The following is a 15,678-nucleotide window of genomic DNA, read 5'->3' as shown; positions in this document are numbered from 1 at the left end:
CATGAGCCACTCCGCCGCACCGTCCGCCGTCACCGCCGTCACCGCCGGAGCCGAAGAGATGGACCGGCTGGCCGACATCTACGCGGACATCGTGCTGGAGAACCTGGGCCGGCCGTACCCGTATGCCTCGCACCACGTGGAGACGTCGCTCGAGGGCCGGCCGAGCCCGCGGGAGCTCCACCCGGCGTTCCACACCTCGTTCGACTGGCACTCCTGCGTACACATGACCTGGCTGGGCGTGACCCTGCTGGGGCATGGCGTCAGCCCGGACCGGGACGCGGCGCTGCGCCGGGTGCTGGCGGAGAATCTCACCCCGGACAACCTCGCCGCGGAGGGCGCCTATCTGCTGGCCAACCCCAGCTGGGAACGTCCCTACGGCTGGGCCTGGCTGGTGCGGCTCGCCGCCACCGCCATCACGGCGGAGGACGCACAGGTGCGGGAATGGGGTGCGGCGCTGGAACCGCTGGTGGACATCGTGGCGTCGCTGGTGGCGGACTGGACGGCCAAGGCCGAGTTCCCGGTCCGGCACGGGCTGCACACCAACGCCGCCTTCGGCCTGGGGCTGCTGCTGGACGCCTTCCGTGTGCTGGGCCGGGACCGGGCCGCCGCCGTATGCGAAGAGGCGGCGCTGCGGTGGTTCAAGGACGACGCCGGCTGGCCCGGCGAGTGGGAGCTCAGCGGCCAGGACTTCCTCTCCGCCGGGCTGAGCGAGGCGGACCTGATGGCGCGCGTGCTCGACAGCGGTGACTTCGCCGCCTGGTTCACCCGCTTCCTGCCGGACCTGGCGCCCGGGTCCCGGATCCTGGCGCCGTTCACCGTCACCGACGAAACCGACGGCTACCTGGCGCACCTGAACGGCCTGAACCTCAGCCGGGCCGGTCAGCTGATCCGGATCAGCGCCGCGCTCTCCGCCTCCGGGTCCCCTTCCGGGTCCTCGACGGGGAGCTCTGCGGCGTGCTCGACGGCGCCGCGGGGCCGCTGCTGGAGGCCGGTCTGGCCGCGGTGAGCACTGACGAATTCATGTCCAGCCACTGGCTGGCCAGCTTTGCCTGGGACGCGCTGGCCTCGGCGCGCTGAGGAGCGCGGCACGTTTCGTAGACTCTAGGGAGATTCGGCGTGCCGCCTCCCGGCGGTGTGCCCGCCACAGGAAGAGCCATCAATGAAGATTGTCGTCCTAGTCAAGGAAGTCCCGGACACCTACGGGGACCGGAAACTGAGCCTCGAGACCGGCCTCGCGGACCGCGGGGCCAACGAGGCGGTGATCGACGAAATCGGCGAGCGCGCCCTGGAACTGGCGCTGAGCTACGCCGACGCGCACGAGGGAACCGACGTCATCGTCCTCTCCCTCGCCCCCGAATCCGCCACCGCCACCCTGCGCAAGGGACTGGCGATGGGGGCCGGCAGCGCCGTGCACGTCTGCGACGAGGGCCTCCGCGGCGCGGACCTGGGCCTCACCGCCGAGACCCTGGCCGCTGCTATCCGCCGCACAGGGTTCGACCTGGTGGTCACCGGCAACCTCTCCACCGATGGCACCGGCGGCATGATCCCCGCGATGCTCGCCGAACTCCTCGACGTCCCGCACGCCACAGGCCTGGCCTCCGTCTCGATCGGGGATGGCAGCGTTTCGGGCACCCGCCCGGTGGACGACGGCGTGCAGCAGGTCTCCGCGCAGCTGCCGGCGGTCATCTCCATCACCGAGGCGCTGCCCGGGCCGCGGTTCCCCAACTTCAAGGGCATCATGGCGGCCAAGAAGAAGCCGCTGGAGGTCATCGGCCTCGCCCACCTGGGCGTCGCGGCCGACGATCCGGAGGCGGCGCGGTCCATCATGCTCTCCGTCGCGGAACGGCCGCCGCGCGCGGCCGGCGTCAAGATCGTCGACGACGGCGACGCGGGCGAGAAGATCGCCGCATTCCTGATCGAAAACCGCCTGGCGTAGGGAGCACCGACATGACTGATTTTCCCACTGACGCCATCCTGGTGGCGCTCGAAACCACCGCCGCCGGGGACCTGGAGAAGGCCGCCGCCGGGCTGCTCGGCGCGGCTGCCACCGTGGGCACCCCCGTGGCGCTGGTGCTGCCCGCCGCGCAGGCCGGGAGTAACTCCGGCGATAGTTCTCCGTCCGGTGACCCCGCCGCGGACGCAGCGGCCCTCGGCGCCGCCCATGTGCTGGTCGCGGAGACTCCGGACCGGGAGGCCCTCGGCGTCCCGGCCGTGGACGCCCTGTCCGCCGCCGTGGAGCTGGTCCGGCCGGACGCCGTGCTGATATCGCATTCCCTCAACGGCCGCGACCTGGCCGGCCGCTTCGCAGCCCGGACCCGCTCCGCCGTCTGCGTCGACGCCGTGGGAGTCTCCCGCGACGAGGAGGGCCTCGTGGCGCACCACTCGGTCTACGGCGGCGCCTACAACGTCACTGCCACGGCCACCTTCGGGCCGCCCGTCATCACCATCCGGCAGGGCTCCATCGAGGCCCGCGCCGCGGCCCGGACCGCGGCCCCGGAGACCCTCACCGTGACCGCCTCCGGGAAGCCCGCGGCAAGGATCGAGTCCTTCGAGGGCGCCGCGGCAGCCTCAACCCGCCCCGAACTCCGCGGCGCCGCCAAGGTGGTGGCCGGCGGCCGAGGCCTCGCTTCCAAGGAACAGTTCGCCCTGGTGGAGGAGCTCGCCGACACCCTGGGCGCCGCCGTCGGAGCTTCCCGGGCCGCGGTGGACGCCGGCTATGTCGCGCAGTCGCAGCAGGTAGGCCAGACCGGGGTGTCCGTGTCCGCGCAGCTGTACGTGGCGCTCGGCATCTCCGGGGCCATCCAGCACCGGGCGGGCATGCAGACCGCGAAAACGATCGTGGCCGTGAACAAGGACGCCGACGCGCCGATCTTCGAGATCGCCGACTACGGCGTGGTGGGCGACGTCTTCACGGTGGTCCCCCAACTGATCAGCGCCCTCGAAGCGCGGAAGAAGTAACGGTGGCGGCCCCCTCACGACCGCTCCGCCGGGGACTCCCCGGGTTCCGGGCGGCGAGCCCTGGCCTCCCGCGGGCGAGGCTCCGGAGCGCTCCGCTTCGGTGGCTGTCTCGGCGCCCGCGGCTGTTCCTGCTCCCGCGCCGGAAGTTGCGGCACCCACGGGGGAGACGACGGTACCCGCCGCGACCGCTCCGGCGGCCGCGACGGTTCCGGCGGCCGCGCCCGCCGCCGCCGTTCAAGCGCCGATGCCCGCTCCCGTGGCCGAACCCGTTCCCGCACCGGCGGCTGCCCCGTGTCCGACGGCGGCGGGCGGCGGCTCCGGCGAGGCCTCCCCCGCGTCCCCGGTGGGGAGCCCTGGCCGCCCGCGGGAATGGCGCCGCTGTCCGCGGCCCCCGCGGCGGCGCCCGCTTCGGAGTCCGTCTCGGAAGCTGCCTCGGCGTCTCCAGCAGCGGCTGCCGCCCTGCCGGCCGAGGCGCCGGTCCCCGCAGCGGTCTCCCCGACGACGGCCGCATCCAACTCATCTCTGGCTCCCGCGGCAACTGCACCTGCTGCCTCCCCCGCTCCGGCTGGTGCCACTCCCCTGCGCCGCGGCCTTCCCCGGGTTCCCGGCGGCGAGCCGTGGCCCCCGGCGGGCACCGCCCCGGCCCGTTCGGTTGCTTTGCCGGCACCGGTCCCCGCTCCCGCTATCGCCACCGAACCGGCGGTCCCCATGGCCCCGGAACCCGCCCTCGACGAGTCTCCGGCAGCACCGTCCGCCGCCGCTCCGCCGGCACCTGCCCCGAGCAAGCCCACGGCCGAACCCGCTGCCCCGGTACCCACAACGGTCGCCGCCAACGCCGCACCGGTACCGCCTGCCAAGGAATCCGCCTCCGCCAAGGCCCAGCCGGCCCCTACCGCCAAGGAGAAGCCCGCCGCACCGAAGCCCGAACCCCGCCGTTACGGGTCGCGGACCCTGGCCGGCTGGATCCGCCGGGTCGCGCTCATCGCCGTGGGCGCCGTCGTCGCCGCCGGAATCCTGATCCTCGCGGCCCGCGGCGTCACCACGCTGCCGGGCGTCCCGGAGTTCCTCCGCCGCTACCCAGGCGCCTACGAGCTGCCGGACTCCGCGCAGGCCGGTTTCCCGTGGTGGGCTCAGTGGCAGCACTTCCTGAACTTCTTCCTGATGGTGCTGATCATCCGCTCCGGCTACCAGGTGCGGACCCAGCAGAAGCCGACCGCTTACTGGACGCCGGCGCGGGGCGGGAAAAAGATCAGCATCACGCTTTGGCTGCACCAGTCGCTGGACATCCTGTGGCTGGCGAACGGGCTGATCTTCGCGGTGCTGTTGTTCGCCTCCGGGCACTGGCTGCGGATCGTGCCCACCAGCTGGGAGGTGTTCCCCAACGCGGCGTCGGCCCTGCTGCAGTACCTGACCCTCGACTGGCCGGTGGAGGACGGCTGGGTGAACTACAACAGCCTCCAGCAGCTGATGTACTTCGTGGTGGTGTTCATTGCGGCGCCGCTTGCCGTGGTTACCGGTGTGCGGATGAGCGAACTCTGGCCAAAGAACGCCACCACCCTGAACCGGGTCTATCCCGTGGAGGTGGCCCGGGCGCTGCACTTCCCCACTATGCTGTTCTTCGTGCTGTTCATCCTGGTTCACGTGTTCCTGGTGTTCGCCACCGGGGCGCTGCGGAACTTGAATCACATGTTCGCCGGTTCGGACGAGGTGAACTGGGTGGGCTTCTGGCTCTTCGCGGCGGGCCTGGCCGTCACGGCGGGCGCCTGGTTCGCAGCGCGGCCGCTGGTGCTGGCGCCGTTGGCCCGGCTGTCCGGAAAGGTCAGCAGCCGCTAACGATCCCCGGGCCGGTTGATGTCCACCGGGAAGGTCATGAAGGCGGGAGTCTCGTACGGGTGCACGGCCAGCGCGGCTGCGACGACGGCGTCTCGCCGGTCCCGCGGGTAGATGGCCTCGATCCTGACCTCGGCGACTTCCTCCGGCGTGCCCACGGCGCCGACGGCGGGCGCGGCGCCGGGCAACGGAGTGAACCGGCCCGTCCCGGCGACGCTGAACGAGCAGTGCGAATAGTTGCCCAGCCGTCCCGCGCCGGCGTCGCCGATCGCCCGGCGCACTGCATCGGCGTCGGCCGCGGGCACGTAGATCACCAGGCAGTCCATCGCCGCCATGGCCGGCGGTCAGACGTTGGGGTCGTTGGCGAAGGCGCGGATTTCCTGCGGGCAGCGGCACGCCGTGGCGAATTTGGCGCCCCATTCCACGGCCGCTTCGTGGGAGGGCAGGTCCAGGATCGAGTAGCCGCCCTCCAGGTGTGTGGTCTGCGGGTAGGTGCCCGCCCGGGCTTCGCCGCCGCCGTCGACCACCACCGGCGGGACGCTTTCGTCGATGCCGCCGCCGAACACCCACACCCCGGCGGCCTGGGCCTCGCGGACGACGGCGTGCGCGGCGTCGGCGACGGCGGGAAGTTCCTCAAGCGGGACGTCCATAGCGGCGCTCGGAAACGAGATCAGGTACTTGGTCATGGCGCTGACTCCTTTGTCACGGCGGGGAGGGCTTTATCCTCGTGGATGCCCCGGCAGTGCGCAAGGAGCAGGCGCCCCTGTTTTCAGGCGGTCACCCACCCTGCGGTCATCCCCGTGACCAGGCTCCCGTCGAGGTCCTTGAGTTTGGTGCCCACGAAGCCCCGGGCCCAGTCCGAGGTCTGCACCCGGAACGGCGTCCCCTCGTCGCCGAGGCTGGAGAGAATCACCTGGGCCACCTCGTCGGGGGTCTGAGCGTTGGAACTGCCGAACTGCTGGGTGGTCCGGTTCAGGTAAGCGGTCAGGGCCGGCGCGTAGGGTCCCGCGTCGGCGAGCATGGTCTTCGGGTCGATGCCGGCGTTAGCGACAAACTCGCTGGAGACCGGCCCGGGTTCGATCACATGCACGCCCACCCCCACCGATGTCGCCAGCGGCTGGAGGCTCTCCAGGAAGCCCTCGACGGCGAACTTGGCCGCGCAGTAGGCCTCGTTGAAGGGCTGGCCCACCACGCCGCCTACGGAACTGATGGTGATGAGCCGGCCGCCGCTGGCCCGGAGCAGGGGCATCGCGGCCCGGGTCAGTGCGACGACGCCGAAGAAGTTGACCTCCATGGCGGCGCGGATGTCCTCGACGGTGAGGGTTTCCACGGTCCCGAGGGTGGCGCTTCCGGCGTTGTTCACCACCGCGTCGAGCCGGCCGTAGCGCTCCGAGCAGTAGGCGATCTCGCGGGCGATGGCGGCCTGGTCGGTGACGTCCAACTCACGGATGTCCAGCTCGGCCCCCGCCTCCGCGGCGGCCGAGCGCAGGGCGTCCGCCTTCGTCAGGTTGCGCATCGTGGCGACGACGGTCCAGCCGGCCTGCGCGGCGGCGACGGCGGTGGCCAGTCCGATGCCGGAGGAGGTTCCGGTGATCAGGACGGTTTGTGCTGTGGATTCAGGCTGCTGACTGCTCATGGAGATTTCCTGTCGCTTGGAAACGGCGCCTGCGGTCGGGCGCCCCGCACCGATCATGCCTCCCGCGGTACCCGGAAGCCAACAACCCACGTCGGCGGCCCGCACCCCACCTGGGAGGCGGGCCGCCGTCGTCGTTCCCTGCCGCGCCGGGGCACCGGACCTAGCGCGTGACCGGCTGCTGCAGTTCCGTCACCCAGTCCGCCTGATCCTCCGACTCGGCCCGCAGGTAGACCTCGCGGCACGGTCCGGACGGGGTGTAGCCGCGGGCGATGATTTCAGCGTGGACGGCCTGCCAGCTCTCCCCGATGCGGTCCATCGGGCCCAGGTGGACGCCGCAGATCGCGGCAGGGACGCGCGGAAGCTCCACCGCCTCGACGCCGTCGGGGATGTTTCCCGTGGCGGCGTAGCCGGCGGTGATGCGCATGCCGTCCTCACCCGCCTCGTACTGGGCGATGGGCGTCTCGAGGGACCCGCCGGCGGCGCTGACCACCGCGGCCACACCGTCGAACAACGGCCCGACGACGCCTGCCACCTCCGGTTGTTCGGCGACGGCGGCGGTGCGGGCCGCGAGGCGGACGGCGGGAAGGGACTTCTCGATGATTTCGATCTGGGTCATGTGCTTTTCCTTCTCAATCAGGTGGAGCCTCCGCTCAACGTCGATGAGCCGTGCCGCGGCCAGCCGCTGTTCCTCCGCCACCTCGGCGCGCCGGATCTGCAGCAGCCCGGCCATCCGCTCCGCATCAACCCCGGCGTCGAGCATGGCGGCAACGTCCGCCAGGCCGAACCCGAGCTGGCGAAGGGCGACGATCCGGTGCAACCGTTCCAGCTGGGCGGGGTCATAGGAGCGGTAACCGCTGAACTCATCCACGTGCGCGGGAACGAGCAGCCCGGAGGTGTCCCAGTGCCGCAACATGCGGTGGGTGACCTGGCCGATCTGCGCGAACGCTCCAATGGATAACATGACTCAGTTCTCCTGCCTTCCACAGTGTCAGAGTCAAGTATCGCGCCGGGCGCCGCTAGGTTGACCGCCGTTGTGGCTGCTCCGGAAGATCCTCAAGTTGCATTCATAGTTCGGGGCAGGGAGCACTCCGGCGAATTAGCTGGCGAAGTGGACTAGCCACGAGGTCTTCAAACCCGCGATGGTGCTTCGCGGCCTAGGACACGCACTGCCCCGAAGCAACCCAGCGACTTCACCGCAACGCATCTCTCCAAACAGTCCTCTACCGCCCGAAACATGGTCGTTCGAACAGCGCAGCGTCACCTCACCCAAGGAGCCTGGACATACCGACTAGCCGATGTGTGAGGGAACATGTTGATTCATAGAGTTCTCGATACAGCGTATATAAGGAGCTGTAAGGGCCGAATAGATCTGGGTTGGGCTGCACAACCGAGACAATCGGGTTCCATTCACTTATATCAAGAGGCTGGAGGGCGCTGGCCGCCAGGAATGCACTTCCAAAGCTTGCCCCCACGGTTACCGCAGGAATCCGTTGCTCCAGTCCCGTCACGTCCGAAATGATCTGGGTCCAAAGATCTCCTTGGGTCCCACCGCCGACGGCCGTCACCCTATTCACTACTGCCCCGTGGGCTTTCAAGGCCTCCAAATTATGGCGGACTCCAAAGGCCGTCGCCTCAAGAGTTGCCCTATAAATGTCACCCCTGCCATGGTCGAGCGACAAACCTAAGATGAGTCCGCGGGCATCTGGGTCTGAGATAGGAGTACGTTCGCCTGCAAAGTAGGGGAGCATCAGGAGGCCCTTGGCTCCCGGACCGGAAGACTCCGCTTCTTCCAGTAGCGCCGAAAAATCCGGCGAACCCGACAACTGCCGAACCCAGGAGGTAATTGCCCCTGAGGTCGCCATTCCCCCGGCCAGACTGTACGTGCCGGGTGCCGCTCCCACCGTTCCCCATAGGATCGACGACGTGGCCCGTTCGCGAAGGGTATTAATGAGAAACATCGTAGTTCCGTACATCAACATGAGGTCGCCCGGCGCGTGAGCCCCAACGCTGACGGCCTCGGCCCAGGCGTCGATTGTTCCACCCGTGACCGGGACGCCGCGCGGAATGCCCGTTCGAGTAGCCGCTGCTGCGCCGACGTGGCCGACGACTTCACCCGGCCACACTAGACGGGGCAGCTCGATGGACTGCATCAGTGGTTCTGCATAAGGCCGATGCCATTGATGTGCAAGGGTGTCATACATCGGTGTGCATTGGCTCGCAGAATGATGGTCGAGCACATAATCCCCCGTGAGCTTGTAAACCAACCACGAGCTGGGCATAAACAGCATGCGGGCCTTCGAGAAAGCCTCCGATTCATGATCCGCGAGCCACGCAAGTTTGGGCCCGATCGCCTGCGACGACAAGGACGATCCGCAGCGCTCCACAATTGATTGCGGCCCAAACTTGTCATTAATCTGAGCAATTTGTTCGCCTGCGCGGGTGTCAATGCCGTAGAGGATAGCCGGGCGCAGGACAGCACCCGCTTCGTCCGTAATAGCTGCGCACGGCCCCATTCCGCTCACGCCGACCCCGACTATCCGAATGCTGCGGTTGGCCGACAGCTCGCGGGCAATGCTCTCGAATTCTTCCCACCACAGGTCGGGATCCATCTCAACATGCCCCGGCAGCGGTCGGTCGACCTCGTGGTGCCGAGTGGCCAACCCTTCGATCCTGCCATCGAACCCGACGAGCACCCCTTTGCTGCTCGATGTCCCGATGTCAACGCCCAAGACAACTTCGCGCATATCTTCCACTTTGTTTGGGGCCCGCCCCGCAGGGGCGGGCCGTCGGTCAATGGCTAGCGGCGTTCGCCTCGCCCCGCACTCCGCCGGCCGGCGCCTAGAGACCTCGACCCGCGAATCAGCTTGGGAGTCAGCCCGTCGGGGCCTCAAGAGCGCGGCCGTCCGAATCGAGGTGATCCCGCCACGACCGCTTGGCTGTCCATCCGAGCATCCGCTCTGCCTTCGCGCAGGAGATCCCCGAAGCGTCAGGGCGGCTCAGCTCCCGTAGTTGAATCTTGTCGCCGTAGTACTCCTTGAGCACCGCCGCAAAGTCGCGGCCGCCTACGTTGTCGGGATTTGCGATGTAAAAGACTTCGTGCCCCGGAATATCGGATTCGACTGCCAAAACGATGGCATCGGCGAGGTCTTCCGAATCCACATAGCTCCAAAGATTGGGGCTCAAATTTCCGGCGTCGCGCACCTGGGCACCGAGGTTGCGCTCATAGTTTCCGGCGTGCTGGACGTGGCTGGGCCGAATCGAGATACAGCGCATATCGCTTCTCCGAACAGCCGCGTCACAGAGCTCTTCACCAAAGAGCTTCGAAAGCGCATACGGATCCTGCGGCTCGATCGGGTGGCCTTCGTCGACCGGTGCGTACTCCGGAAGTACAGGGCGCTCGGGAAAAAGAACCCGGGAACCGTCTCGCTTGAGATGTTGACGAACACCTTCACCCCGGCGCGGATGGAGGCCTCAATCATGTTGAAGGTTCCCATGATGTTGTTTTGGAACACCACGTGGGGAGGGTTGTGGGTGGGTTCGGGGATCGCCCCGGCGTGAACCACCGCATCGAAGTCGCGAACCATCCCATAGACCTGGCCGGCGTCAGTCAGGTCAGCTTGCTGGTAGTCGGGTTCACCGGGAAGAATCCGGTCAAAAGGGTGACGGCCGAGGTCTGACCCTGTCACTTGGTGTCCGGCAGCGATGAGGGCGCGGACAACAGCAGTGCCCACTTTCCCCCGGGAGCCAGTTACGAGAACTTTCATGTTGGTTGCTCCTTCAGATTGCGTAAGTTGTGCTCCGCGCTGGCGGCTGAACCAGCCGCCAGCGCGTCCGTCATACGACGCGGGTTTCTAATCCTCCGGCTAACCCGGAATGAGTAGGTACTTCCCTCCCTAGGAGCGCGCGAGTGCCCCGGCGGCCCGCCAAGACTCAAGGAAACGCCACATCGCCGTCGCTCCTGGATCCTGCAGCCCTATGCTGCGCTCTTGGAGCCAGGCGGCACGGCCGCGCCGTGAACGCAGGGACCGCGTTTCGACGACTGCCTTTTCCGCCGCCGCTATGGCAGCGTCCAGGCCGTCCGATCCACTCTGACTGGCCTCGAGCGCGTCAGCGGCAGGCATGATCGCATCGACAATTGTCTTGTCGCCCAGCTGAGTCTTGCCGCGCTGGGCAATGTTGTCTCCGGCCGCACGGACGAACCGGGCCGCCTCCGCGACGTCGACGTCGGCGACATCTTTCCAGACTTTCGATCCCGCGAGCAGTCCTCCTGCGACCAGGGCCGCCATCGTGGACGGGTTGGCATTGGCGAAGGCCTTGGCGCAGGCCCGGGCGATCTCCGAGGGGCTAGCCGTTGCGGGGAGTTCCGCAAGGGCGTCGATAACCGCACCGGCACCGAGGCTGATCGTAATGCCCAGGTCGCCGTCTCCGAGCGCCTGGTCCAAGTCACGGAGTTCATCGGCGTATTTGACGACTTCTTTCAGGCTTCCCTGAATCTGTGCGACGAGTTCTGTCGAGTGCATGGTTCATACCTCCAGGAAGAATGGCGATGCGGCCGGCGCCTTCAGCAGGGCCAGACGTTCGTCGTTGAGCTTCAGCAGCGAGATGGAGGCACCTGCCATTTCCAGGCTCGTCGCGTACTCGCCTACATAGTTCTTGCTGACCGTGACGCCGCGTTCAGAGAGAATCTGGTGGGCGCGCCGGTACATGACGTACAACTCCTCAAGTGGCGTGGAGCCCATCCCATTGACAAGAATTGCTACTCGGTCACCCTCGGTCAGCTCAAGATCGTCTATCAGGGCGCCCACGAGGCGTTCGGTGATAGCGTCGGCGGGTTCCAGGACACCGCGGTGAATGCCCGGTTCTCCGTGGATTCCGATGCCGATTTCCATTTCGCCGTCGGGCAGGTCGAAACTCAGTGAGCCCGTCGTCGGGAGGATGGTGGGGGAAAGCCCGATTCCCATTGTTGCCGTGTTGTCAACAATATCCTCGGCGACCGCGGCGACCTCATCGAGGCTGTCCCCGCGCTCTGCCGCGGCGCCCGCCGCCTTGTAGGCGAAGATCAGCCCGGCGACCCCTCGCCGTTCCAAGCGATTGTCCTTCGGCTGGCTGGCCACGTCGTCCCGGCCCACCACAGTGCGGGTCTCAATATCTTCAAGTTCGGCCAGATCGGCAGCCAGATCGAAGTTGAAGACATCGCCGCCGTAGTTGCCGTACAGATACAGGACGCCGGCCCCTCCGTCGACTGCTTTGGTCGCCTCGAAGCACTGCTGGGAACTGGGCGAGCTGAACACGTTTCCGATGGCCACCCCGGAGCAAAGTCCCTGGCCTACGTAGCCTTTGAAGAGCGGCAGGTGGCCGGATCCACCGCCGGTCACAATGCCGACTTTGCCGGCAACAGGCGCGTCCGCTCGGACAAGGATGCGCAGGTCATCTCCGGGAGTCTTCAGCTTCTCCGGGTGTGCCAGGAGGATCCCCTCGATCATCTCGTCGACGAAGTCCTCGGGCTTGTTAATAATTTTCTTCACGGGTTTCTTTCTGTTTGCGAGTCACGGGTTGGGTTGCCTGGTGGCGGCCGGACTAAGCGGGCTGGGCTGTCGGCTGCGGCCGTCGACGGCGCCGACGCCAGCGGACCTGGTCGATTGCCATGACCGCCACTAGGATCACGCCTTGGGCGATGGCGTACTGGTACGAAGAGAGCCGCAGGGCGGTGAAACCGCTTGAGACGATTTGGAGGGTCAGGGTCGCCAGCACGACGCCGAAGACCGTCGCGAATCCACCGTTCGGGTTAGTGCCTCCCAAAACGGCAATCACGATGACCAGCAGAACGTACGAAGCCCCATAGTCAGCGGAAGCAGTGGGGTTGCGGGCAATGAAGAAAACCCCGGCAATGCCACTGAGCAGACCGGTCAGTACGTAGGTGCTCATGAGCGTCTTCCGCCGGCCGATCCCTGAGTACCGCGCCGCCGTCGGGTTCGCGCCCTGAAGCTGGATCCGCAACCCCAGCGGGGTGCGGTTGACGATGACGCCGACTGCCACTGCCAGGAGGATAAAGACGAAGAAGAGCGTCGGTATCCCGCCCAGCGTCGACGCGCCTACAGCTGTCAGCGCAGCAGGCGTACCGTCCAGTGTTTTGCCTCCCGTCCACGCAACGGCGATCCCGTTGAAGATTTGGAGGGTGCCAAGCGTGGCCAGAATCGGGGTGATTCCCACGACTGATATCAAGAGGCCATTGATGCAGCCGCCGAGGACCCCGACGGCTATGCCCGCAAGGACTATCAGCACGAATCCTTGCTCAGCCAGCGCGGGGTTGGAGGCGGAGATGGCCGTGTACAGGGTCGACATGGTGATGGCCGCCATGTTCGCTATCGCCACCAGGGACAGGTCAATTCCCCCTGTCAGCATCGCCAGCATCATGGCGATGGCAATCACGCCGATCTCCGGTGAGTTGAGGGCAATATTGCGCAGGTTCGTTCCGTTAAGAAAAACGGAAGGCTTCAAGACCGCGAAGATGGCAAAGGCGAGGACCAGAAGAACCAGCATCCGACTGACACCGCCGTGCGGGCTGAGCCGCTCCAGCATACGGGTCCATGCAGAGTCAATGGAATCGTTTACGCGACCCAGGTTTTTCACGTCCGAGTTCTCCATTTTCATGCCGCAACTTCCTGTTTTTGGGGGCTTCATCGAGGATCCTCGCCCGGCTGGGTCGCCGCGAGGCCAGCGCCTGTACACCAACGCCGACCAACAGAAGGACGCCCACCGCAGTCCGCTGCCATGCGCTGGGAACGCCGGCGAGGATGAGGCTGTTGTAAATGACCTGTACCAGCAGGACGCCAAGAGTAGTTCCGAGCACGGAGCCTCGCCCACCGAAAATTGAGGCACCGCCGAGGACTACGGCGGCAATAATGTCCAGCTCACTGCCAACGAGAATCTGGGGGCTGGCGCTGCGTCCCATAATCACGTAGATCAGTCCGCCCATCGCCGCCATGGTCCCCGCCACGATGTAAACGATCATCTGGGTCCGGACCACACGAATGCCAGCCCGACGTGCTGCCTCCACATCTCCGCCGATTGCGAAGATACTCCGGCCAAACATCGTATTCTTCAAGACCCAAGCGAGCCCCAGCGCTAGCAGCACTGCCGGGATCACCAAGACGTGGAGGTACGCGCTTCCACTGTCAGTGGACACCTCAACAAGGTTCGAGGTGGAAATCTGGGCCATGGAACCCGGCAAGTCGGCGATATAGCGGGAGCCAACGTAGGTGAGCAACGCGCCCTTGAAGATGCCCTGGGTACCGAGCGTGACTATCAGTGTCGGCAGCCGGAACTTAGCGATCAAAAAGCCATTGATGGCACCAAGCGAGGCACCGATCAGCAGAGCGAGGACAAAAACGCCCACTAGCCCAAAGTCAGGCATACCCGCCTCGAGTGCTCGGACGGTGGTGTATGCGGCGAATACGGCAATCGCAGCAAAGGAAACGTCGATACCGCCAGAAATGATAACCATCAGCACGCCGAGGGCGAAGATCAAGGGAACGATTGAACTGCGGAGGATGCTGAAAGCCGTCGGAAGTGTGAAGAACACCGGGTTGGCAACGGACATGACCACAACCAGGGCCAGAAGGACGACGGCGAGGACGCCTTCGTTGTTGGCACCCCGAAGTCGCCCCAGGCGGTCCAAGAGCCCCATCTTGCTGCGCGTCATGCAGCCACCTTCTCTCGTATGGTGTCGACCGCGACGTCGTCGCCCTCGAGCGTTTCGACTATCCTGCCGTGCCTGACCACAAGCACGCGATGGCTACACGCCACAAGTTCGGGCGCATCGTCCGAAATCACGATGATGCCCATGCCGTCTGCGGCTTCAGCACGGAGGATGTTGAGAATCTCTGCCTTGGAGCCAATGTCAACCCCGACGGTCGGCCCATTCAGCATCAGAATCCGCGGCTTCCGGGCTAGCCATTTTGCGAGCACGACACGTTGTGCGTTTCCTCCAGAGAGGCTGCGGACGGGTGCTTGGACATTTGGAGCTTTTACCCGCAACCGTTCGAAGAGGCGCTGAATAGTCTGATTTACAGCCCTGAGATCCAGAGTTCCGAGTCGGGTCTTATGCTCCGCCGGGGAGCCGGCAATGATGTTGTCGGCAATGGATTTGTCCATGAACAGGCCTTGGGTCAGGCGGTCTTCAGGGACATAGCCGATGCCTGCATCGATGGCATCCTGGATTGAACGAATGCTCACTCTGTTGCCGTCAACTTTGACGCTTCCCGAATCGTGGATCAGCGCCCCGAACAGGGACTCGGCGATTTCGGTGCGACCGGACCCCAGTAGACCGGTCACGCCCAAGATCTCTCCGCGCCTCAAACTGAACGAAACGTCTTCGTAGGCACCTTGGAGACCCAACCCGCTCACTTCCAGGACAATATCCGCGGAGGGGTCCAGCTGACTTACGTGTCGAGTCTCATCGAGTTCCCGCCCGGTCATATGCAGAGCGATGGCCCCGGGGTCCAGGCTTGAGGCCGGACTGGTGATCACGTTTCTGCCAGAGCGCAGGATTGCGACGCGCTGGGAGATCTTGAGCACTTCGTCCAACTTATGTGAAACGAAGATCAGCCCAACACCTTTCGCTCTTAGCCGTTCTACGATCTCGAAGAGTCGGTCGACTTCAGTATGTGTGAGCGCAGTTGTGGGCTCATCCATGATGAGTACCCGCGCATCACTGACCAGAGCGCGGCAGATCGCGGTCAGTTGCTTATCGGCCACGGACAGCTTATCTACGTCAGAGTCCAGGTCGAGGCTCAACCCGAGATCATCGACTATTGACCTGGCCTTGAGGCGGGCGTGCTGAGAATTATGCAGCCGCTGACGGCTCGCTACTGCCGATGTCAGGACGATATTTTCGGCCACGGTCAGGTTGGGAAACAGTGAAAAGTCCTGGTAGATGACCTGGATGCCGCTTTTGATCGCCGTCGTGGGGTCCATCGACGGGTAGGCCTGGCCGTCCACGATGATGTCTCCGGAGTCCGGCCGCTCGGCCCCTGAGATGATTTTAATGAGCGTCGACTTTCCGCAACCGTTCTCGCCAGCGAGGCAGAGCACTTCACCAGGGAGAAGATCCAGCGACACATCGCTTAGCGCTGCGACGCCGCCGAACGTCTTGACAATGTTCCGCACCTCGAGGATCGGAGGAGGCGGCCCATGGAGGGCAGTACTTGTCATATTGCTAACCCTTTCGATAGGGCGTGGGGCACCACGTTGTC

The 15,678-nt window shown here is 65.9% G+C and carries 15 protein-coding genes and 1 pseudogene; 4 read left to right on the top strand and 12 right to left on the bottom strand.

All coding sequences use genetic code 11. The features are described 5' to 3' along the window. Window position 1: 1 nt before the first annotated feature. The 4 genes from ACRQ5B_RS07925 to ACRQ5B_RS07910 all read left to right on the top strand — a co-directional run bounded on the left by ACRQ5B_RS07925 (window position 2) and on the right by ACRQ5B_RS07910 (window position 4,791). The gene (locus tag ACRQ5B_RS07925) at window positions 2-1,006 is read left to right on the top strand and encodes a DUF2891 family protein (protein ID WP_432398587.1); all 1,005 of its coding nucleotides are present in this window, start codon (window positions 2-4) and stop codon (window positions 1,004-1,006) included. Window positions 1,007-1,159: 153 nt separating this feature from the next. Next, window positions 1,160-1,936 carry an electron transfer flavoprotein subunit beta/FixA family protein gene (locus ACRQ5B_RS07920; protein ID WP_432398585.1) on the top strand — a complete coding sequence of 259 codons (777 nt, stop codon included), beginning with the start codon at window positions 1,160-1,162 and terminating at the stop codon, window positions 1,934-1,936. An 11-nt stretch (window positions 1,937-1,947) separates the two neighbouring features. Next, the gene (locus tag ACRQ5B_RS07915; protein ID WP_432398583.1) at window positions 1,948-2,958 is read left to right on the top strand and encodes an electron transfer flavoprotein subunit alpha/FixB family protein; all 1,011 of its coding nucleotides are present in this window, start codon (window positions 1,948-1,950) and stop codon (window positions 2,956-2,958) included. A 708-nt stretch (window positions 2,959-3,666) separates the two neighbouring features. Beyond that, a complete protein-coding gene (locus ACRQ5B_RS07910; RefSeq protein WP_432398581.1) occupies window positions 3,667-4,791 on the top strand; it encodes a cytochrome b/b6 domain-containing protein in 1,125 nt (374 codons plus the stop codon). On the opposite strand, the gene ACRQ5B_RS07905 is transcribed toward ACRQ5B_RS07910, so the two are convergent. The 12 genes and pseudogenes from ACRQ5B_RS07905 to ACRQ5B_RS07850 form a co-directional block, all read right to left on the bottom strand. After that, window positions 4,788-5,123, bottom strand: coding sequence for a hypothetical protein (locus ACRQ5B_RS07905; RefSeq protein WP_432398579.1), 336 nt, complete (start codon window positions 5,121-5,123; stop codon window positions 4,788-4,790). The genes ACRQ5B_RS07910 and ACRQ5B_RS07905 overlap by 4 nt on opposite strands. Window positions 5,124-5,132: 9 nt before the next feature. Further along, window positions 5,133-5,474, bottom strand: a complete 342-nt coding sequence (locus ACRQ5B_RS07900; protein WP_432398577.1) for a YciI family protein — start codon at window positions 5,472-5,474, stop codon at window positions 5,133-5,135. Between the two features lie 83 nt (window positions 5,475-5,557). Next, entirely contained in the window at window positions 5,558-6,424 is an 867-nt protein-coding gene (locus ACRQ5B_RS07895; protein WP_432398575.1) for an SDR family oxidoreductase, read from the bottom strand. Window positions 6,425-6,584: 160 nt separating this feature from the next. Continuing rightward, window positions 6,585-7,385 (bottom strand): MerR family transcriptional regulator, encoded by an 801-nt coding sequence (locus ACRQ5B_RS07890; RefSeq protein WP_432398573.1) that lies wholly within the window; start codon window positions 7,383-7,385, stop codon window positions 6,585-6,587. 301 nt (window positions 7,386-7,686) lie between these two features. Continuing rightward, entirely contained in the window at window positions 7,687-9,168 is a 1,482-nt protein-coding gene (locus tag ACRQ5B_RS07885) for an FGGY-family carbohydrate kinase (RefSeq protein WP_432398571.1), read from the bottom strand. A 127-nt stretch (window positions 9,169-9,295) separates the two neighbouring features. Then, window positions 9,296-9,775 carry an NAD-dependent epimerase/dehydratase family protein gene (locus ACRQ5B_RS07880; protein ID WP_432398720.1) on the bottom strand — a complete coding sequence of 160 codons (480 nt, stop codon included), beginning with the start codon at window positions 9,773-9,775 and terminating at the stop codon, window positions 9,296-9,298. A gap of 119 nt (window positions 9,776-9,894) precedes the next feature. Beyond that, window positions 9,895-10,188, bottom strand: a pseudogene (locus tag ACRQ5B_RS07875) (NAD-dependent epimerase/dehydratase family protein); the annotation flags it as partial. 129 nt (window positions 10,189-10,317) lie between these two features. After that, window positions 10,318-10,944 (bottom strand): DAK2 domain-containing protein, encoded by a 627-nt coding sequence (locus ACRQ5B_RS07870; protein WP_432398569.1) that lies wholly within the window; start codon window positions 10,942-10,944, stop codon window positions 10,318-10,320. A 3-nt stretch (window positions 10,945-10,947) separates the two neighbouring features. Then, window positions 10,948-11,949 carry a dihydroxyacetone kinase subunit DhaK gene (locus ACRQ5B_RS07865; RefSeq protein WP_432398567.1) on the bottom strand — a complete coding sequence of 334 codons (1,002 nt, stop codon included), beginning with the start codon at window positions 11,947-11,949 and terminating at the stop codon, window positions 10,948-10,950. Window positions 11,950-12,001: 52 nt separating this feature from the next. After that, on the bottom strand, window positions 12,002-13,075 hold the full coding sequence (locus ACRQ5B_RS07860) for an ABC transporter permease (RefSeq protein WP_432398565.1): 1,074 nt from the start codon (window positions 13,073-13,075) through the stop codon (window positions 12,002-12,004). Continuing rightward, window positions 13,020-14,126, bottom strand: a complete 1,107-nt coding sequence (locus ACRQ5B_RS07855) for an ABC transporter permease (protein ID WP_432398563.1) — start codon at window positions 14,124-14,126, stop codon at window positions 13,020-13,022. The genes ACRQ5B_RS07860 and ACRQ5B_RS07855 overlap by 56 nt, the downstream gene beginning before the upstream one ends. Continuing rightward, the gene (locus ACRQ5B_RS07850) at window positions 14,123-15,637 is read right to left on the bottom strand and encodes a sugar ABC transporter ATP-binding protein (RefSeq protein WP_432398561.1); all 1,515 of its coding nucleotides are present in this window, start codon (window positions 15,635-15,637) and stop codon (window positions 14,123-14,125) included. The genes ACRQ5B_RS07855 and ACRQ5B_RS07850 overlap by 4 nt, the downstream gene beginning before the upstream one ends. Window positions 15,638-15,678 lie beyond the last annotated feature (41 nt).

The organism is Pseudarthrobacter sp. L19, assembly GCF_050859435.1.
Lineage (GTDB): Bacteria > Actinomycetota > Actinomycetes > Actinomycetales > Micrococcaceae > Arthrobacter.
The sequence above is the reverse complement of the archived record's forward strand: the minus strand, read 5'-3'. Positions and strand labels throughout refer to the sequence as shown.